The 19669-nt window shown below is 71.6% G+C and carries 16 protein-coding genes; 13 read left to right on the top strand and 3 right to left on the bottom strand.

Going from position 1 to position 19669, the window contains the following annotated elements:
- Window positions 1-185 precede the first annotated feature (185 nt).
- The 7 genes from pucL to C9J87_RS12575 are packed head-to-tail and all read left to right on the top strand — an operon-like array spanning window position 186 to window position 7522.
- On the top strand, window positions 186-1037 hold the full coding sequence (gene pucL / locus C9J87_RS12605) for a factor-independent urate hydroxylase (protein WP_107705683.1): 852 nt from the start codon (window positions 186-188) through the stop codon (window positions 1035-1037).
- Window positions 1030-1494, top strand: a complete 465-nt coding sequence (gene uraD / locus C9J87_RS12600) for a 2-oxo-4-hydroxy-4-carboxy-5-ureidoimidazoline decarboxylase (RefSeq protein ID WP_036490390.1) — start codon at window positions 1030-1032, stop codon at window positions 1492-1494. Before pucL ends, uraD begins: the two co-directional genes overlap by 8 nt.
- Window positions 1491-1805 (top strand): hydroxyisourate hydrolase, encoded by a 315-nt coding sequence (gene uraH, locus C9J87_RS12595; RefSeq protein WP_010832255.1) that lies wholly within the window; start codon window positions 1491-1493, stop codon window positions 1803-1805. The genes uraD and uraH overlap by 4 nt, the downstream gene beginning before the upstream one ends.
- A gap of 6 nt (window positions 1806-1811) precedes the next feature.
- Window positions 1812-3161, top strand: a complete 1350-nt coding sequence (locus C9J87_RS12590; protein WP_107705682.1) for a xanthine dehydrogenase small subunit — start codon at window positions 1812-1814, stop codon at window positions 3159-3161.
- Window positions 3158-5386 carry a xanthine dehydrogenase molybdopterin binding subunit gene (gene xdhB / locus C9J87_RS12585; protein ID WP_107705681.1) on the top strand — a complete coding sequence of 743 codons (2229 nt, stop codon included), beginning with the start codon at window positions 3158-3160 and terminating at the stop codon, window positions 5384-5386. Before C9J87_RS12590 ends, xdhB begins: the two co-directional genes overlap by 4 nt.
- Before the next feature lies 1 nt (window position 5387).
- Window positions 5388-6197, top strand: coding sequence for a xanthine dehydrogenase accessory protein XdhC (xdhC, locus tag C9J87_RS12580; RefSeq protein WP_107705680.1), 810 nt, complete (start codon window positions 5388-5390; stop codon window positions 6195-6197).
- Entirely contained in the window at window positions 6194-7522 is a 1329-nt protein-coding gene (locus C9J87_RS12575) for a guanine deaminase (protein WP_107705679.1), read from the top strand. The genes xdhC and C9J87_RS12575 overlap by 4 nt, the downstream gene beginning before the upstream one ends.
- Here the strand turns inward: C9J87_RS12575 and aceB are convergent.
- Together aceB and C9J87_RS12565 are read right to left on the bottom strand one after the other, a co-directional pair.
- Window positions 7500-9071, bottom strand: coding sequence for a malate synthase A (gene aceB / locus C9J87_RS12570; protein WP_010832260.1), 1572 nt, complete (start codon window positions 9069-9071; stop codon window positions 7500-7502). The genes C9J87_RS12575 and aceB overlap by 23 nt on opposite strands.
- A gap of 22 nt (window positions 9072-9093) precedes the next feature.
- A complete protein-coding gene (locus tag C9J87_RS12565; protein ID WP_107705678.1) occupies window positions 9094-10236 on the bottom strand; it encodes an ROK family transcriptional regulator in 1143 nt (380 codons plus the stop codon).
- A gap of 176 nt (window positions 10237-10412) precedes the next feature.
- Here C9J87_RS12565 and C9J87_RS12560 point away from each other — a divergent pair, with 176 nt between their 5' ends.
- The 6 genes from C9J87_RS12560 (at window position 10413) to C9J87_RS12535 (ending at window position 17135) form a co-directional block, all read left to right on the top strand.
- Entirely contained in the window at window positions 10413-11513 is a 1101-nt protein-coding gene (locus C9J87_RS12560) for a sugar ABC transporter substrate-binding protein (RefSeq protein WP_010832262.1), read from the top strand.
- On the top strand, window positions 11513-12313 hold the full coding sequence (locus tag C9J87_RS12555) for an ATP-binding cassette domain-containing protein (RefSeq protein WP_107705694.1): 801 nt from the start codon (window positions 11513-11515) through the stop codon (window positions 12311-12313). The genes C9J87_RS12560 and C9J87_RS12555 overlap by 1 nt, the downstream gene beginning before the upstream one ends.
- On the top strand, window positions 12306-13553 hold the full coding sequence (locus tag C9J87_RS12550; protein WP_010832264.1) for a sugar ABC transporter permease: 1248 nt from the start codon (window positions 12306-12308) through the stop codon (window positions 13551-13553). Before C9J87_RS12555 ends, C9J87_RS12550 begins: the two co-directional genes overlap by 8 nt.
- A 26-nt stretch (window positions 13554-13579) precedes the next feature.
- Complete coding sequence (locus tag C9J87_RS12545) at window positions 13580-14275, top strand: type 1 periplasmic-binding domain-containing protein (RefSeq protein ID WP_010832265.1); 696 nt, start codon at window positions 13580-13582, stop codon at window positions 14273-14275.
- Between the two features lie 70 nt (window positions 14276-14345).
- Window positions 14346-15569, top strand: a complete 1224-nt coding sequence (locus tag C9J87_RS12540) for an endonuclease/exonuclease/phosphatase family protein (protein ID WP_107705677.1) — start codon at window positions 14346-14348, stop codon at window positions 15567-15569.
- Window positions 15570-15611: 42 nt separating this feature from the next.
- Window positions 15612-17135, top strand: a complete 1524-nt coding sequence (locus tag C9J87_RS12535; protein ID WP_157953187.1) for an arylsulfotransferase family protein — start codon at window positions 15612-15614, stop codon at window positions 17133-17135.
- On the opposite strand, the gene C9J87_RS12530 is transcribed toward C9J87_RS12535, so the two are convergent.
- Complete coding sequence (locus tag C9J87_RS12530; RefSeq protein WP_107705675.1) at window positions 17132-19615, bottom strand: bifunctional FO biosynthesis protein CofGH; 2484 nt, start codon at window positions 19613-19615, stop codon at window positions 17132-17134. The two genes, C9J87_RS12535 and C9J87_RS12530, sit on opposite strands and share 4 nt — an antisense overlap.
- Between the last annotated feature and the right edge of the window lie 54 nt (window positions 19616-19669).

Below are 19669 nucleotides of genomic sequence, written 5' to 3'. Positions count from 1 at the left end.
CACCCTGGACCTGCACACGCCGGCCCAGAGACTGAACGAGCTGCTGCGACAGGCAGCAGCCTGACCCAAATTGCTTCGACCGATTGACATTGCCCGTCTGGGGACCCCGCGACTGTTCGGTAACTCCAGGAGTGGGGGCTGCGGATACCCGGGACTCGGCCCGTCGGGCGGACTAGTGTCGGGCCATGGGGATCGTGTTGGGGCCCAACCAGTACGGCAAGGCGGAGAACCGTGTCGTGCGGATCGTGCGCGACACGGCTCGCCACGAGATCCGCGACCTGAACGTCACGACCTCGCTGCGCGGTGACTTCGCCGCGGCACACACCGACGGCGACCAGTCGCAGGTGCTGCCGACCGACACCCAGAAGAACACCGCGTTCGCCTTCGCCAAGAAGCACGGGGTCACCTCGCCCGAGGACTACGCCCTCGCCCTCGCGCGGCGGCTCGTCGAGGCGACCCCGGCAGCGACCGATGCCCGCGTGAGCGTCGAGGAGTTCGCCTGGGACCGGATCGAGGTCGACGGCCGGGGCCACGACCACGCGTTCGTACGCCGCGGGGCCGAGGTTCGCACCACGCAGGTCTCCCTCGACGACGGCGCGGCCGCGGTCGTGTCCGGGCTCAAGGACCTGACCGTGCTCAAGTCCACCGGCTCCGAGTTCAAGGGCTTCCTCAAGGACGAGTACACGACGCTGCCCGAGGCCGACGACCGCATCCTCGCGACCGCCCTCACGGCCCGCTGGCGCTACGCCCACGCTGCGGGGATCGACTGGAACGCGGCGTACGGCGACGTGCGGGCGCTGCTGCTGGCGACCTTCGCGTCGACCTACAGCCGGGCCCTCCAGGAAACCCTCTATGCCATGGGCCGGGCGGTGCTGGTGGCCCACGACGAGGTCGAGGAGATCTCGTTCGCAGCGCCCAACAAGCACCACTTCCTCGTCGACCTCGCGCCCTTCGGGCTGGACAACCCGGGGGAGGTGTTCATCGCCGCCGACCGGCCCTACGGCCTGATCGAGGTGACGGTGACCCGCGATGGATGAGCGGGCCCGTCTGTTGACGTGCCTCGACGTGCCGCGTTGGGCCGACGAGGTGCTGGCCGCCGGACCGTTCGACAGCCTCGAGGCGATGGAGAAGGCGATGGCCGAGATCGCAGCGGGCATCACCGACGAGGAGCTCGAGCAGGCGCTGGCCCGGCACCCGCGCATCGGGGAGCGGGCAGATGCCGCGACGCACGACGCGCGCCACTCGACCCGCGAGCAGGCGGGCGTGGACAGTGAGGACGCGGAGACTGCACGGCAGCTCGCGCAGGGCAACCGGGCCTACGAACAACGGTTCGGCCGCGTCTTCATCATCCGCGCCGCGGGACGCGACGGGCCCGAGGTCCTGGCCGAGCTGCGGCGCAGGCTGGGCACCACCGACGAGGTCGAGCGCGCCGAGACGATCAACCAGCTGACGCAGATCGCGTTGCTCCGCAACCGGGAGGCACTGAGTCGATGACCACCTTGAGCACCCACGTCCTCGACACCACCCTCGGCCGGCCGGCGTCCGGTGTCGCGGTCTCCCTCAGCGGCGAGGGCACGAGCGCCGAGGCCGTCACCGACTCCGACGGCCGGGTCGCGGACCTCGGCAGGGCACTGGAGCCCGGGACCTACACCCTGCGCTTCGACTCGGGGGCCTACTTCGCCCAGCGCGGCACCGACGGCTTCTACCCGGAGGTGCTGGTGACGTTCACGGTCTCCGGCGCCGGGCACGTGCACGTCCCGCTGCTGCTGAGCCCGTTCGGCTACTCGACGTACCGTGGCAGCTGAGGCCCCATGTCCGACCCGCACGTCACCGTCAACGGGCAACCACGCCCGCTGACGGGCGTGCCCGGGCACACCAACGCCCTCGACTTCCTGCGCGGTCTCGGGCTGACCGGCGCCAAGGAGGGCTGTGCGGAGGGCGAGTGCGGCGCCTGCGCCGTCCTGGTCTGCCGTCCCGCGGGCGAGCGCAGCCGCTGGACCCCGGTCAACGCGTGCCTGGTCCCGGCCGCCGCCCTCGACGGCCAGGAGGTCGTCACCGCCGAGGGCCTCGGCAGCCCGGAGCGGATGCACCCGGTGCAGGCCGAGATGGCGCGAGCGGGCGGCTCGCAGTGCGGCTACTGCACGCCGGGCTTCGTCTGCTCGATGGCCGCGGAGTACTACCGCCCGGACGCAGGCGAGTTCGACGTCGAGGCCATGAGCGGCAACCTGTGCCGCTGCACCGGCTACCGACCGATCCGCGACGCAGCCCTGGCGCTGGGCAGACCGACCACGGGCGACGCGTTGGCGGAACGGCAGTCACGACCGGCACCGGCTCCCGGCGCGACCCGTCCGGCCGACCTCGCCACCGCGCTGGGGCTGCTGCGTGACCATCCCGACGCCACGGTCGTCGCCGGGTCAACTGACTGGGGGGTGGAGGCCAACCTGCGCGGGCGCCGAGCGCCATACGTCGTGTACGTCGATCGCCTGCCCGAGCTCCGGACGCTGTCCACCGCACACACCATCGAGATCGGCGCGGGGCTCACGCTGAGCGAGGTGGAGGCCGGCCTCGCAGGAGCCGTGCCCCTGCTCGACCAGGTGTGGCCGCTCTTCGCGTCGCCGCTCATCCGCAACGGCGCGACCATCGGCGGCAACCTCGCCACCGCCTCCCCGATCGGCGACCTGCCGCCGGTGCTGCTCGCACTCGAGGCGAGCGTCGTGATCGCGTCGCCCGACGGGGAGCGCGAGGTCGCCCTGGCCGACTGGTTCACCGGCTATCGCGAGACAGTGCTGGGCCCGGGCGAGCTGATCACGTCGGTCCGGATCCCGCGACCGCTCGCCGGCCTGACGGCCTTCCACAAGATCGCGAAGCGACGGGCCGACGACATCTCCAGCGTCGCCGTCGGGTTCGCGCTCGACATCTCTGCCGGGGTGGTGGGGAAGGCCCGGATCGGCCTGGGCGGGGTGGCCGCGACCCCGATCAGGGCGCTGGCCACCGAGGCCGCGCTCGAGGGGCAGCCCTGGACCGCGGCGACCGTCGAGGTCGCGGCCGAGGTGCTGCGCAGCGAGGGCACGCCCATGGACGACCACCGCGCCAGCGCCGCCTACCGCGAGGCGATGCTCGGCAACGCGCTGCGCAAGCTCTGGGCGGAGGCGGGGACATGAGTGTCGGCCAGGCACTTCCCCACGAGAGCGCCGCCCTGCACGTCACCGGGCACGCGCTCTACACCGACGACCTGGTGCACCGCACCCACCACGTCCTGCACGCGCACCCCGTGTGCTCCCCGCATGCCCACGCCCGGGTCGCCCGCATCGACACCGGTCCGGCGCTCGAGGTCGAGGGGGTCGTGCGCGTCCTCACCGCCGACGACGTCCCCGGCGTCAACGACTCGGGGACCAAGCACGACGAGCCGCTCTTCCCCGACATGGTGATGTTCGTCGGGCACGCCGTGGCGTGGGTGCTGGGCGAGACGCTCGAGGCCGCGCGACTGGGTGCCGAGGCCGTCGAGGTCGACTACGAGCCGCTGCCCGCGATCGTCGCGCTGACCGAGGCGATCGAGGCCGAGAGCTTCCAGGGCAACCAGCCCGTCGTCGCGCGCGGCGACGTCGACCAGGGCCTGACCGGCGCGACGCACGTCTTCACGGGCGTCACCGAGATGGCCGGCCAGGAGCACTTCTACCTCGAGACCCACGCCTCGCTGGCGCTCGTCGACGAGGCCGGTCAGGTGTTCGTCCAGTGCAGCACCCAGCACCCGACCGAGACGCAGGAGATCGTCGCGCACGTGCTCGGCCTGCACAGCCACCACGTGACCGTCCAGTGCCTGCGGATGGGCGGCGGCTTCGGCGGCAAGGAGATGCAGCCGCACGGCTTCGCCGCGGTCGCGGCCCTCGGCGCGACGCTCACCGGGCGCCCGGTCCGGCTCCGGCTCAGTCGCACCCACGACCTGACGATGACCGGCAAGCGGCACGGGTTCCACGCGTCCTGGCGGGTCGGCTTCGACGACGACGGCTGCCTGCAGGCGCTGGAGGCGACGCTCACCTCCGACGGCGGGTGCAGCCTCGACCTGAGCGAACCGGTCCTCGCCCGCGCGCTGTGCCACGTCGACAACGCCTACTGGATCCCGCACGTCCGGCTCCACGGCCGGGTCGCGCGCACCCACAAGACCTCGCAGACCGCCTTCCGCGGCTTCGGCGGACCGCAGGGGATGCTGGTGATCGAGGACATCCTCGGCCGCTGCGCCCCGCTGCTCGGCATCGACCCGATCGCCCTGCGCAGCAGGAACTTCTACGTCGACGGGCAGGCGACGCCGTACGGACAGGTCGTCCGTCATCCCGAGCGGATCGCGCGGGCGTGGCAGCAGGTCCTCGACACGGGGCAGGTCGCGAGTCGGCAGGCGGAGATCACGGAGTTCAACGCCGCCCATGAGCACACGAAGCGCGGGCTCGCGGTGACGCCGGTGAAGTTCGGCATCTCCTTCAACTTCACCTCCTTCAACCAGGCCGGCGCGCTGGTGCACGTCTACAAGGACGGGTCGGTGCTGATCAACCACGGCGGCACCGAGATGGGCCAGGGCCTGCACACCAAGATGCTCCAGGTCGCGGCCACGACCCTCGGCATCCCGCTCGCGAAGGTGCGAATCGCTCCCACCCGCACCGACAAGGTGCCCAACACGTCCGCGACCGCGGCAAGCTCCAGCTCCGACCTCAACGGCGGCGCCGTCAAGGACGCGTGCGAGCAGATCCTCGCCCGCCTTCGTGCGTACGCCGATGGGCGCGACGTCGCCTGGGACGAGCTCGTGCGGGAGGCCTACCTCGCTCGCGTCCAGCTGTGGGCAGCGGGTTTCTACCGCACCGAGGGCATCCACTGGGACCCCGCGGCGATGCAGGGCCACCCGTTCAAGTACTTCGCCTACGGCGTCGCCGCTGCCGAGGTGGAGGTCGACGGGTTCACCGGCGCCCACCACACCCGGCGCGTGGACATCGTGCACGACGTCGGCGACAGCCTCTCCCCGCTGGTCGACCTCGGCCAGATCGAGGGTGGCTTCGTGCAGGGGATGGGCTGGCTGACCCTGGAGGACCTGCGCTGGGACGAGTCGGACGGGCCCGGTCGGGGGCGGCTGCTGACCCAGTCCGCGAGCACCTACAAGCTTCCGAGCCTCAGCGAGCTGCCCGACGAGCTCAACGTCGCGCTGCTCGAGCACGCGACCGAGGACGGCGTGGTGCACGGGTCGAAGGCCGTCGGCGAGCCGCCGCTGATGCTGGCCTTCTCCGTCCGCGAGGCGCTGCGCGCGGCCGTCGGCGCGTTCGGCAGGCCCGGTGCGAGCGTCGAGCTGGCCTCGCCGGCGACGCCCGAAGCCGTCTTCTGGGCGATCGAGCGAGGGAGGGGCTGACATGCACTGGACGGCAGTCGTCGAGAGGCTCCGGCGTGACCGCGAGGCAGCGGTGCTGGTCACGGTCGCCGACGTCCGCGGCCACGCGCCGCGCGAGGCGGGCGCCAAGATGGTCGTCGCCGCTGACCGGACGTGGGGGAGCGTCGGCGGTGGCAACCTCGAGGAGACCGCCGTGGCCAGGGCGAGGGCGATGCTCTCCGAACGCGGTGCAGGCACTGAACAGCTCACCCTCGGCCTGACCGACAAGGCCCGCACCGAGCACGGCCGCCAGTGCTGCGGGGGAGAGGTTACGCTCCTGCTCGAGCCGCTCCCGGTGGTGCCGTCCGTCGCGATCTTCGGGGTCGGTCACGTCGGCCTCGAGCTCGCCCGCATCGTGGTCCGCCACGACGTCGAGCTGCACCTCGTCGACTCCCGCGCTGCCCAGCTCACCGAGGAACGGCTGGGCTGCCTCGACGACGGGGCGGGCGCCGTACGCGTGCATCACTCGCCGGTGCCCGAGGTGGTGCTCGGCGCCGTCCCACGAGGAACGCACGTGCTGGTCATGACGCACGACCACGCCGAGGACTTCGCGATCTGCGACGCCGCCCTGCGGTGCCGCCACCTCGGCAGCACCGGGCTGATCGGCTCGGCCGCGAAGTGGGCTCGCTTCCGCTCCGGGCTGCTCGTCGAGGGTCACGACGAGGCGACGATCGGCCGGATCCGCAGCCCCATCGGCGATCCCGCGATCGTCGGCAAGGAGCCGGCCACCATCGCGGTCTCGGTGGCCGCCGACCTGCTCCGGGTCTTCGCGGCCGAGCGGGCGCGCGTATGAGGCCCACCGAGGTCGTCTACCGAGCGCGCGCCTTCGACACCCCTGACGACTCCGGCTTCCGCTACGACGACGACCTCGGGCTCGCGGTCTCGAGCGAGGGCGTGATCACCGCCAGGGGTGCGTTCGCGTCCGTGAGCGCCGATCACCCGGACGCCACGGTGATCGACCTGCGGTCGGGCATCCTGCTGCCCGGGCTCGTCGACACGCACGTCCACTTCCCGCAGGTCCGGGTCATCGGCGCGCTCGGGATGCCGTTGCTGGAGTGGCTGGAGCGTTGCGCGCTGCCGGAGGAGCAGCGGCTCGCCGACGCGGGCTATGCCGCGGCCATCGCGGGTGAGTTCGTGGCGAGCCTGATCGCGGCCGGCACCACCACGTCACTGGTCTTCGGATCCCACTTCGCGCCGGCCGTCGACGCGCTCTTCACCGAGGCGTCGCGCTTCGGGCTGCGGGTCACGAGCGGCCTGGTCGTCAGTGACCGGATGCTGCCGGAGCCGCTCCTCACGACACCGGAGCGGGCGCACTCCGAAGCCCTCGACCTCGCGTCCCGCTGGCACGGCAAGGACCGCGCGCGCTATGCCGTCACGCCGCGCTTCTCGCTCTCCGCGTCCGATCCGATCCTCGAAGCCTGTGCCGCGGTGATGGCCGACGTCGAGGGCGCCTTCTTCACCTCCCACGTCAACGAGAACCCCGCCGAGGTGGCCACGGTCGCCGGCCAGTTCCCCGACCGCAGCGGCTACGTCGACACCTACGACCACCACGGGCTGCTCGGAGTGCGGTCGGTCCTGGCGCACAACGTGCACCCGCAGGACTCCGAGCTCGCGGTCCTCGCTCATCGGCGTACGGCGATCGCGCACTGTCCCAGCAGCAACTCGGCGCTCGGCTCCGGACTCTTCCGGCTGCGCGAGCACGCCGCCGCAGGTGTGCCCGTGGCCCTCGGCTCCGACGTTGGCGCCGGCACCGGCTTCTCGTTGTTCAAGGAGGGGCTGCAGGCCTACTTCGTGCAACGGCTGCTGGGTGACGACGGCCTCGCGCTCACGCCGGCGCACCTGCTCCACCTCGCCACTGCGGCCGGCGCCGCGGCCCTCGGGCTGTCCGACGTCATCGGCACCTTCGACGTCGGCAAGGAGTTCGACGCGATCTGCCTGCGCCCGCCCGCCGGGACCGCGCTCGACATCGGCCTGCGGCACGCCGGCTCGCCCGACGAGGCGCTGGGCAAGGTGTTCGCCCTCGCCAGCGACGCCGACGTGGCCGACGTCTGGGTCGGTGGGACGCAGATCGCCTCGGGCGGGTTCCTGCGGGCGCTCAGTCCCCTGCGGCGAGGATGACGGCATAGGCCGGCAAGGTCAGGAAGTCGGGGAAGGTCTCGCTCAGGGCCGACTCGGCGAAGAGCCGACGCGCGTCGCCGAGGTGCTCGCCGTCGCCGAGTGCGGCGTGCTCCTCCGCCACGATCCGCTCGACCAGCTCGCGGGTGATGACCTCTCCGGTGTCCAGGGTGGCCGCGTTGTTGATCCACTGCCAGACCTGGGAGCGGGAGATCTCCGCGGTCGCGGCGTCCTCCATCAGGTTGTCGATGCCGGCGGCGCCGTTGCCCGACAGCCACGACTGGAGGTAGAGGGTCGCGATCCGGACGTTGCCGCGCAGCCCCGCCTCGGTGCGCTGGCCCGGTGTCCGGTCGACGGCGAGCAGGTCGGCGGCGGACACCGACACCTCCGGGCGCAGCACGTCGAGCTGGTTGACCCGGTCCCCGAAGATCTCGGCACACACCGGCACCAGGTCGGGGTGCGCCACCCAGGAGCCGTCGAAGCCGGCGGCGACCTCGCGGGTCTTGTCCTCGCGCACCTTGGCGAACGCGCGCTCGTTGATCTCGGCGTCCTTGCGCGAGGGGATGAACGCGGCCATGCCGCCGATCGCGGACGCCCCGCGCCGGTGGCAGGTCTGCACGAGCAGGTCGCTGTAGGCCTTCATCATCGGCGCGTCCATGGTCACGGCGCCGCGGTCGGGCAGCGTGAAGGCCGACCCGGCGTCGCGGAAGTTCTTGATGATGCTGAACAGGTAGTCCCAGCGACCGGCGTTGAGGCCGGCCATGTGGTCGCGCAGCTCGTAGAGGATCTCGTCCATCTCGAAGGCGGCCGTGATGGTCTCGATCAGGACCGTCGCGCGGATCGTGCCGCTCGGCACCTCGAGTGCCGCCTCGGCGTGCGTGAACACGTCGTTCCACAGCCGGGCCTCGAGCCGCGACTCCATCTTGGGCAGGTAGAAGTAGGCGCCGCTGCCGCGGGAGAGCTGCTCGCGGGCGTTGTGGAAGAAGTAGATGCCGAAGTCGAAGAGCGCCGCGACCACCGGCCGGCCGTCCGCGGTGACGTGCTCCTCGTCGAAGTGCCACCCGCGCGGCCGCGGCACGATGACGGGGACCTGGTCGGGATCGGTGAGCGCGTAGGACTTGCCCTCCGGAGAGGTGAACGAGAGCTGACGGCGCACCGCGTCGTACAGCGTGACCTGCCCACCGAGGACGTTGCGCCAGTGCGGTGTGTTGGCGTCCTCCAGGTCGGCCAGCCAGACCTTGGCGCCGGAGTTGAGCGCGTTGATCGCCATCTTGGGATCGGTGGGTCCGGTGATCTCCACGCGCCGGTCGAGGAGGTCGGTGGGGAGCGGGATGACGCTCCAGTCGGCCTCCCTGATCTCCGCGGTGCCGGGCAGGAAGCCGAGCGTGCCGGTGCGGGCGATCTCGGCGCGACGGGTCTGCCGGGCGGCAAGCAGCTCGTCGCGCCGCTCGTGGAAGCGGGCGTCGAGGTCGGCGACGAAGTCGAGCGCCTCCGGGGTGAGGATCTCCTCGGACCGCGCGACGGGCGGGGCGGTGATGTCCAGGGTGGCCATGCTCGCCACCGTAGACCCGATCTCAGTCGGTGAGCAGGGACGTGCGTTCCGCCGCGAGGAGTACGGCGCCCACGAGCGAGGCACGTTCGCCCAGCTCGGAGGCGACGACCGGGGTGGACGCGACCGCGTCGAGGGCATGGCGCCGGAGCCCGATGCGGGCCGACTCCAGCAGCAGCTCGCCGGCGCGGGCCATGTCGCCGCCGACCACGACGAGCGCGGGGTTGAGGAGGTTGACGACGCTCGCGAGCGCCCAGCCGAGGTGGAGGCCGGCGTCCTCGAGCGCCCGCAGCGCCGAGACGTTGCCGTCGCGGGCGGCACCGACGATGTCGTCGACCGTGGCGCCGGGGAGCTGGAGCCCCATCATCGCCTGCAGCGCGACGGTCGAGGTGTAGGCCTCGAGGCAGCCGCGGCTGCCGCAGCGGCACACCGGGCCGTTCTCGTCGAGGGTGAGGTGCCCGATCTCCCCGGCGGTGCCGCCGGCACCGTGGAACAGCTGGTCGTTGAGCACGATCCCGGCTCCGACACCGGAGGAGACCTTCACGAACACCGAGGTGTCGTGGCCGCGGGCCACGCCCTGGCGGTGCTCGGCCAGTGCGCCGAGGTTGGCGTCGTTCTCCGTGTGGACCACGGCGCCGAGTGCCTCGCGAGCCGCGTCCTGGGCGTTGACGCCGACCCAGCCCGGGAGGATCGCGGAGGTGCGCACCACCCCGTCGGTCATGGGCGCAGGCAGACCCATCCCGAGGGTGCGCACCTTGTCGCGGGCCAGTCCCTCGGCAGCCAGCAGGGAGTCGAGGATGGACTCGGCCTCGGCCAGCCCGTCGGCGTACGCATGACCGAAGTCGATCGGGCGGCGCTCCTCGGCGAGCAGCTGGCCGGTGAGGTCGCCGAGGGCGACCGCGACGTGGCTGTGGCCGAAGTCGATGCCGGCGACGAGGCCGGCGGTGCGGGCCAGCGCGACGGTGGTGCCGCGCCGGCCGCTGCCGGGCTCGGTGGCGACCAGCCCGGCGCCGGCGAGCTCGCGCACGATGTTGGACACGGTGGCCGGCGCGAGCCCGGTCTGGCGGGCGATGTCGGCCTGGCTGACCGTGCCGCCGGCACGGAGAACGTCGACCACGCGCTGTTGGTTTGCCGAGCGCAGCGACGCGGTCGAGCCGGGGGAGGACATGGTGGAACTGTGGAGGATCGGACCGTTTGCAGTCAAGAGTGGCGACAAAACCACCACGAATACACAATTGTCACGAGTTTGCATTCAAGTCTTGACGACAAGAATGTGACTCAGCACACTGAGAGTCTCGTTCCACCCCGGCTCGCCCCAGAGCCCCGGCCCCCAGGAGACTCCTCATGTCCCGACCGTCCCTCCGCATCGCCGCTGCCGGCGTTGTGCTCCTCCTCGGTGCCGGTGGCCTCTCGGCCTGTGGCGCCAACGACGCCCAGACCGGCGGCGACTCCGGTGACGGCGCCGAGAGCCCGGTGATCGCGCTGCTCCTGCCCGAGTCCAAGACGACGCGCTACGAGGCCTTCGACAGGCCGCTCTTCGAGGCCAAGGTCGGCGAGCTGTGCGCAGAGTGCGAGATCGTCTACTACAACGCCGACCAGGACGAGGCCAAGCAGAGCCAGCAGCTCGACACCGCCATCTCCGAGGGTGCCGGCGTGATCGTGCTCGACCCGGTCAACGGTGCCGGCGCGGGCGGCATGGTGCAGAGCGCCCACGACGCCGGGGCCGAGGTGATCGCCTACGACCGGCTGATCAAGGAGGCCGACTACTACATGTCCTTCGACAACGAGACGGTCGGCACGATGCAGGCCGAGGCGCTGGTCGAGGCGATGGGCGACAAGGGCAGCATCCTGATGCTCAACGGCGCTCCGAGCGACCCCAACGCCGCGCAGTTCAAGGCCGGCGCGCACAGCGTGCTCGACGAGTCCGGCGTGAAGATCCTCGAGGAGTACGACAACCCCGACTGGAGCCCGGAGAACGCGCAGACGTTCGTCACCGACATGCTCAGCAAGTACGACGCCGACGAGATCAACGGCGTCTACGCAGCCAACGACGGCCAGGCCGGCGGCGTCGTCGCCGCCCTCACCGGTGGCGGGGTGGCCGCCGACGCGCTGCCCCCGATCACCGGCCAGGACGCCGAGCTCGCCGCGATCCAGCGGATCCTCGCCGGCGAGCAGTCGATGACGATCTACAAGCCGATCCCGATCGAGGCCGAGACGGCCGCCGAGGTCGCGGTCGCGCTGGCCAACGGCGACGAGGTGGGCGAGACCAGCGAGACCGGCATCACCCAGAGCGACTACGAGGGCGTCACGTCCTACATCTTCGAGCCGATCGTCGTCACGAAGGACAACGTCGCCGACACCGTCATCGCGGACGGCTTCTACTCCGCCGACGACATCTGCACCGGCGAGTACGCCCAGGCGTGCGAGGCGGCTGGCATCTCCTGATGACCACCGCACCAGCAGCACCGCCGGCCGGGGACGTCGTCCTGTCCCTGGCCGGCGTCACCAAGCGCTTCGGTGCCGTCCAGGCCCTCTCGGACGTCCACCTGGACGTCCGGGCGGGCGAGGTCGTCGCCCTGGTCGGCGACAACGGCGCCGGCAAGTCCACGTTGGTCAAGGTCATCTCGGGCGTCTACACCCCCGACGAGGGCGACATCACCTTCGCCGGCCGCAAGATCACCGTCGGCGGCCCCTCCGAGGCCCAGGCGCTCGGGATCGCGACGGTCTTCCAGGACCTCGCGCTGTGCGACAACCTCGACGTCGTGGCGAACCTCTTCCTCGGCCAGGAGAAGCGCCGCGCCGGCGTCATCGACGAGGTGCACATGGAGAAGGAGGCGTGGCGCCTGCTGCGCACCCTGTCGGCCAAGATCCCCTCGGTGCGCATCCCGATCGCCTCGCTGTCGGGCGGCCAGCGCCAGACCGTCGCGATCGCCCGCTCGCTGGTGGGCAACCCCAAGATCGTCATGCTCGACGAGCCGACCGCCGCCCTCGGCGTCGCGCAGACCGCTGAGGTGCTCAACCTCGTCGAGCGGCTGCGCGAGCCCGGCCTCGGCGTGATCCTGATCAGCCACAACATGGCCGACGTGCAGGCTGTCGCCGATCGCATCGTGGTGCTCCGCCTCGGCCGCAACGCTGCCGAGTTCCGCGTCGAGGACGCCACCACCGAGGAGCTCGTCGCTGCGATCACCGGCGCCTCCGACAACGTCGTCTCCAAGCGCGCCACCAGGGGTGAGCACCATGAGTGACCCGTCCGCCTCCACGGTCGCCGCCGACCTCGCCGACGAGCGGCTGATCCGCACGCAGGGACTCGGCGGCTACGCCCACCTGTTCTGGAACCGGCTCCGCTCCGGCGAGCTCGGCAGCCTGCCGGTCGTCATCGGCCTGGTCATCATCTGCATCGGCTTCTACAGCCAGGAGCCGCGCTTCCTCTCCTCGCGCAGCCTGGTCTCGATCAGCCAGTTCGCCGCGCCCATCGGCATCATCGCGCTCGGCATCGTGCTGGTGCTGCTGCTCGGCGAGATCGACCTCTCGGTCGGCTCGGTCAGCGGCTTCACCGCGGCCACGATGGCCGTGCTGCTCGTCGACCACGGCCAGTCGATGCTGGTGGCGATCCTCGCCGCGATGGCGGTCGGCGTCGCGATCGGGGCGCTCTATGCCGTGCTCTACACCAAGCTCGGCGTGCCATCGTTCGTCTTCTCGCTCGCCGGCCTGCTCGGCTTCCAAGGAGCCCTGCTCTACGTCCTCGGCAAGAACGGCACCATCAACCTGCCGTCCGACTCGTTCCTCGTGCAGTTCACCCGGTTCGAGTTCCTCAGCCCCGCGATGTCCTACGTCCTCGTCGTGGCGATCGGCCTGTTGTACGTCGCCGCGCAGCTGCTCACGATCCGCCAGCGCACCGCCGCCGAGCTGAGCAGTCCACCCATCGCGCTCGTGCTGGTCAAGGGCGCCCTGCTCGTGGGTGGGCTCGGCGCGCTGACCTACTACGTCAACATCGACCGTGGCTGGAGCTATCTCTGGCTCTTCTTCGTGCTGCTGGTCGTGCTGATGGACCTCGCGCTGCGCCGTACGAGATGGGGACGGCACGTCTTCGCCGTCGGCGGCAACGAGGAGGCCGCGCGCCGCTCGGGGATCAAGGTCAGCCGGATCTACTTCTCGGTGTTCGCGCTGTGCTCGATGCTCGCCGCCGTCGGCGGGCTGCTCGCGGCGGGCCTCCAGACGAGCGTGTCGCAGGCCAGCGGCACCACCGACACCAACCTCACCGCCATCGCGGCCGCGGTCATCGGCGGGACCTCGCTCTTCGGCGGGCGTGGATCGGCCTACTCCGCGATGCTCGGCATCATCGTGCTGCAGGCGATCCAGACCGGGCTCAACCTGGTCGGCGTCGACTCGTCGGTGCGGTTCATGGTCACCGGTGCCGTGCTGCTGATCGCCGTGGCGATCGACTCCGTGTCGCGCCGCCTGCGCACGTCGAGTGGTCGGGGCTAGCCGCTGGGTGACACGATGTGCCCGTCATGCGATGCCTCCTGCTGGTCTGCTCCCTCGTCCTCACGAGCGCGCTCTCGGGCTGCGCGGCGACCGACTCGACCGTGATCGCGGTCCTGGTGGCCGACGAGACGGCGCAGGTCCAGCAGCCGATCGACGTCGAACGCCTCGAGCAGCGGGTCGCGGAGGTCTGCGACGGGTGCACGGTGCGGGTCCAGGACGCCGGCAGCGACGCCGACGTCCAGGCGAGCCAGTTCGAGCAGGCGCTGGAGGATGCCGACCTGGTGGTGCTCGACGCTGTCGACCCCGAGCTGGCCGAGTCACTGGTCCAGCAGGCGGGTGAGGTCCCGGTCATCGCGCTCGGCACCCTGGTGCCCGGCGCCGACTGGTTCGTCGGCCTGAGCGAGCCGGCAGCGCGGATGGACGGTGTCGACAGTGATCTCGAGGCCGCGCGCGAGGTCATCGGGGGCGACCGCAAGAGCTTCGTCCACCTCCCGGCGGCCGAGATGAGCATCCAGGCCGCCGACGTCGCCGTCGGCGAGCTGGCCGACGAGCCGGTCGGCGAGTCGGTCGAGCACGAGGGCGTTCCGTCCTGGCTCTTCGATCCGGTCACGGTGAGGATCGAGGACCTCACCAGTGTCGTCGTCGCCTCCGGAGCGATGACGATCGCCGAGCTGTGCTCCGGCAGTACGGCGAAGCGCTGCGCCAAGCTCGGGATCACCTGAGCCGAGTTCACCGCGCGGCCATGTCGCGAACCTACGGTGGGGGTCCGCCCACCCACCCGGAGGTTCGACGATGCACCGCCCGACCCTGATCGCCGCCGCACTGCTCGCGGCACTGCCCCTCGCGCTCGCGCCTGTCGCCCAGGCCGAGGAGGCCCCGGACCGCAAGGTCCGCTTCTCCACGTTCAACGCCTCGCTCAACCGCAACGTCGCCGGCCAGCTCGTGGCCGACCTCTCGATCCCCGACAACGTCCAGGCACAGAACGTCGCCGAGACCGTCCAGCGCGTGCGCCCCGACGTGCTGCTGGTCAACGAGTTCGACTACGCGCCCGAGGCCGTGGACCTGTTCCGCGACAACTACCTCGAGGTGTCGCACCACGGCTCCGAGCCGATCGACTACCCCTACGCCTACATCGCGCCGTCCAACACCGGGGTGCCGAGCGGTCACGACCTCGACAACAACGGCTCCGTCGGCGGCGGCAACGACGCCTTTGGGTTCGGGCTCTTCGAGGGCCAGTACGGCATGGTCGTCTACTCGAAGCACCCCATCGACACCGACGCCGTCCGCACCTTCCAGACCTTCCGGTGGGCCGACATGCCCGGTGCGATGCTGCCCGACGACCCGGCCACGCCGGAGCCGGCCGACTGGTACTCCGCGGCCGAGCTCGGCGACGTACGACTCTCGTCCAAGTCGCACTGGGACGTGCCGATCGACGTCGACGGCTCCACGATCCACTTCCTCGTCTCGCACCCGACGCCGCCCGTGTTCGACGGCGCCGAGGACCGCAACGGCACTCGCAACCACGACGAGATCCGCTTCTGGGCCGACTACGTGTCGTCCGACGCCGCCGACTCGGCCTACATCTACGACGACGCAGGTGTGTACGGCGGACTGCCGGCCAGCGAGCGCTTCGTGATCGCCGGGGACCAGAACTCCGACCCGCTCGACGGCGACTCGGTGCCCGGCTCGGCGCAGCAGCTGCTCGACCACCCCCGCGTCAACGACGCCAAGGCTCCCGCCTCGGTCGGCGGCACCTGGGCCGCCGAGCTGCAGGGCGCGGCCAACCTGGGCCACGAGTCGCACCCGCGGTTCGACACCGCGGACTTCGACGACCGCCTGTGCTGCGGGCCGGGCAACCTGCGGGCCGACTACGTGCTGCCCTCGACCGGTCTCAGGGTGCTCGGGTCGGGCATCTTCTGGCCCACCGAGGACCAGAAGTTCTACTACCTGACGGGCAGCTTCCCGTTCGTGCCCACCTCCGACCACCGCCAGGTGTGGGTGGACCTCCGCCCCTGAGGAGGGGGCCGCTCGGACCCGCGGCGGCGTAGCGTGGGCTCTGTGACCCCGGACAACGACCAGGCCACGGAGCCCTCCACGCCACGCGTCGCCCGACGTGACGTCCTCGTCGGAACTGTGGGCGTCGCCCTCGGAGCCGCCGCAGTCGGTTCGGGCTGGGCCCTCACCTCGGGTGGCGAGCCGGGCCCGGCGCCGGAGCCGGAGGCGGCCCCGGCGCCACCGCCGGCCGCCCCGGTCCGCACGTTCGTGTCGACCTCGCTCACGGCGCCCGAGGTGGTGCCGTGGCGCAAGGCCGGGGCGGTGCTGTCCGCGGGCCTGCTCCTGACCACGCCGCGCAACCCGACGTTCCGTGCCGTGATCTACGACAACGACGGGGAGCCCGTCTGGATCGAGCCCGACGGCAACGCCGCGACCGAGCTGCGGGTGCAGCGCTACCGCGGCCGGCCCGTGCTGACCTACTGGACCGGCCACATCGTCGAGGGGCTGGGCTACGGCAAGGGCGTGGTCCTCGACGAGCGCTATCTCCCCGTCGCGGAGGTGCGGGCCGGCAACGGGCTGCTGGTCGACCTCCACGAGTTCCAGCTCACCGAGGAGGGCACCGCGCTGGTGCTGTCCTATCCCGTGCGGCAGGCCGACCTCAGCGATGTCGGCGGGCCGGTCGAGGGCTGGGTCTACGGCGCGCAGGTGCAGGAGATCGACGTCGCCACCGGCAAGGTCCTCTTCGACTGGGACGGCCTCGAGCACATCGCCGTCTCCGAGACGGTGCGCGAGCCCGAGGACGGCGAGGGCGAGTCGGAGAAGAAGCCCTTCGACCCGGTGCACCTCAACTCGGTGGCCGCCGACGGCGACGCGCTGCTGCTGTCCGCGCGCCACACCTCGGCGGTCTATCGGATCGACCGGCGCTCTGGCGAGATCCGCTGGCGCTTCGGCGGCAAGCTGAGCGACATCGAGGTGCCCGCGGGCGGCGAGTTCGGCTGGCAGCACGACGCGCGGCGCCAGCCCGACGGCACGATCACGATCTACGACAACCACGAGCACGCCGAGAAGACCGACGCCGTCTCGGCGGCCCTGAAGTTCGAGATCGACGAGCAGGCGATGACCGCAACGCTCGTGCAGGCGCTCCGGTACGACGACCACTACGGCTACGCGATGGGCAACGCGCAGTACCTCGACGACGGGCACGTGCTGGTCGGCTGGGGCATGGACCCCGTGCTCACCGAGTTCGACGAGGCCGGTGAGCCCGTCTTCGAGCTGCGCGGCCTGGCGCTCGGCTCCTACCGGTCCTACCGCTCGTCGTGGCGCGGTCGCCCCGCCACCCCGCCCGACCTCGCCATCGGTCCCGACGGCCGGGCCTACGTCAGCTGGAACGGCGCGACCGAGGTGGCGCGCTGGCGGGTGCTCGCCGGCCGTCGACCTGATCGCCTGGCCGAAGCGGCCACCGTCGACCGGGCCGGGTTCGAGACGGCAGTGCCGCTCGACGCGAGCGCGGGCGTGGTGCGCGCCGAGGCGCTGGACGCCGACGGCCGGGTGCTCGGCCGCACGCGTGTCGTGACAGTCGGGACCTAGCGGGCGGGGCGGCCGTAGGTCGTCGTGCGCTCGACGACGGGGCGGTCGATCCCGGCCCCGATCTCGACGAGCTCGGCGACGGTCTTGGCGGAGCCGTGCTCGGAGCCGGCCATCCGGGAGATCGTCTCCTCCATCAGCGTGCCGCCGACGTCGTTGGCCCCGGCCTGCAGCATCGCGCGGGTGCCGTCGACGCCGAGCTTGACCCAGCTGGTCTGGATGTTGTCGATCGAGCCGTGCAGCATGATCCGCGCCAGCGCGTGCACGGCGAGGTTGTCGCGCAGCGTCGGGCCCGGCCTGGCCACGCCGGCCAGATAGATCGGTGAGCTCGTGTGCACGAAGGGCAGCGGCACGAACTCGGTGAAGCCGCCGGTCCGTTCCTGGATGCGGCGCAGCACCCGCAGGTGCTGCACCCAGTGCCGCGGGTTGTCGACGTGGCCGTACATCATCGTCGAGCTGGACCGCAGGCCCACCTCGTGTGCGGTGGTGACGACCTCGATCCAGGTCTTCGCGGGGAGCTTGCCCTTGGTCAGCACCCAGCGGATCTCGTCGTCGAGGATCTCCGCGGCCGTGCCCGGGATCGTGTCGAGTCCGGACTCGCGGGCCTTGATCAGGAAGTCCTCGATCGACAGCCCGGTGCGAGCCGCGCCGCTCACGATCTCCATCGGGCTGAAGGCGTGCACGTGCATGTCGGGCACCCGCTGCTTCACCGCGGAGACCAGGTCGAAGTAGGCCGACGCCGGCAGGTCCGGGTCGATCCCGCCCTGCATGCAGACCTCGGTCGCACCGAGCTCCCACGCTTCCTGCGCACGGTCGGCGACCTGCTCGAGGGAGAGCGAGAACGCGTCCGCGTCGGTCTTGCGCTGCGCGAAGGCGCAGAAGCGGCAGCCGACGTAGCAGATGTTGGTGAAGTTGATGTTGCGGTTGACGACGTAGGTGACGTCGTCGCCCACGGTGTCGCGGCGCAGGTCGTCGGCGAGGCGGCAGACCTCCGCGAGCAGGTCGCCCTCCGCCGTCATCAGGGCGAGGGCCTGGTCGTCATCGAGGCCGGCCGGGTCCCGCTCGGCGGCCCGCAGGGCGGCGTACCCCTCGGACCCCGCGTGGGTGCCGACGCTGAGGCCGGCGGCGCTCTCCGCGACGGCCGCCCAGTCGCCGTACACGCTGTCGAAGTCGTCGCGACGATCAGCCGTGCGGCCCTCGGTGTCGATGGTGGTGTGCAGGTCGGTGCGACCGCTGCCCTCGGAGGCATCGGGCTCCTGCCACGGCAGTCCGACGGGTCGTACGCCGATGCGCGCGAGTCCGTCGGGCAGCGCGAGCGCGTCGAGGTGGGCGTCGAGGCGCGGGTCGATCCAGGGCGTGCGCTGGCGGACGTAGTGGGGGTGGACCGTCAGGCGGGGCGCGAGCTCGAAGCCGGCCTCGGCGGTGATCGTGCGGAGGCGCTCGATCGAGGGCCAGGGTCGCTCGGGGTTGACGTGGTCCGGGGTCAGCGGCGACACACCGCCCCAGTCGTCGACGCCCGCGTCGAGCAGCGAGCGGCACTCGGCGGTGTCGACGAGGTTGGGCGGCGCCTGGATCCGCATCGTCGGGCCGAGCACGATCCGCGAGACCGCGATCGCGGCGCGGTAGTCGGCCAGCGCGAGGTCGTCGGTGTGGCGCATCGCGGTGTCGGGCTTGGCCCGGAAGTTCTGCACGATGACTTCCTGGACGGAGCCGTAGTGCTTCGCGATCCGGCGGAGCTCGAAGATCGTCTCCGCGCGCTCGGTCAGCGTCTCGCCGATGCCGACGAGCAGCCCGGTGGTGAAGGGGATCGACAGCCGGCCGGCGTCCTCCAGCACGCGCGAGCGGATCGCCGGGTCCTTGTCGGGGGAGCCGAAGTGCGCCTCACCGCGGGTCTCGAAGAGGCGGCGCGACGTCGTCTCCAGCATCATCCCCATCGACGGCGACACCGGCTTGAGGCGCGTCATCTCCTCCCACGACATGACGCCCGGGTTGAGGTGCGGCAGCAGGCCGGTCTCCTCCAGCACCCGGATCGCCATCGCGCGGACGTAGTCGAGCGTCGAGTCGTAGCCCTGCTCGTCGAGCCACACCCGCGCCTCGGGCCAGCGGTCCTCCGGCCGGTCGCCGAGGGTGAACAGCGCCTCCAGGCAGCCCAGCGCTGCGCCCTCGCGCGCGACGGCGAGGATCTCGTCCGGGGACAAGTACGGCGCCGACAGCTTGCCCGGCACGGTCACGAAGGTGCAGTAGTGGCACCGGTCGCGGCACAGCCGGGTGATCGGGATGAAGACCTTCGGGGAGTAGGTCACCACGCCCGGTCGGTCGGCGCTGACCAGGCCCGCGTCGCGCACTCGGGCGGCGACGGCGCAGAGACGGTCGAGCGACTCGTCCCGGGCGGCCAGCAGCGCGGCGGCCTCCTCGACGTCGAGCGCCGCACCGCGTTCCGCACGCACCAGCGCACGGCGGATCTGGGCGGGGGTCGGCTCCATGGGGCCATTGTCACAGCCGGGCGGACAACCGATCGGGTGCGGGCCGGGTTGAGT

It is taken from the genome of Nocardioides allogilvus (assembly GCF_003047285.1).
GTDB classification, from domain to species: domain Bacteria; phylum Actinomycetota; class Actinomycetes; order Propionibacteriales; family Nocardioidaceae; genus Nocardioides; species Nocardioides allogilvus.
Note: the sequence above shows the minus strand (reverse complement) of the source record. Positions and strands in the feature narration are given on the sequence as shown.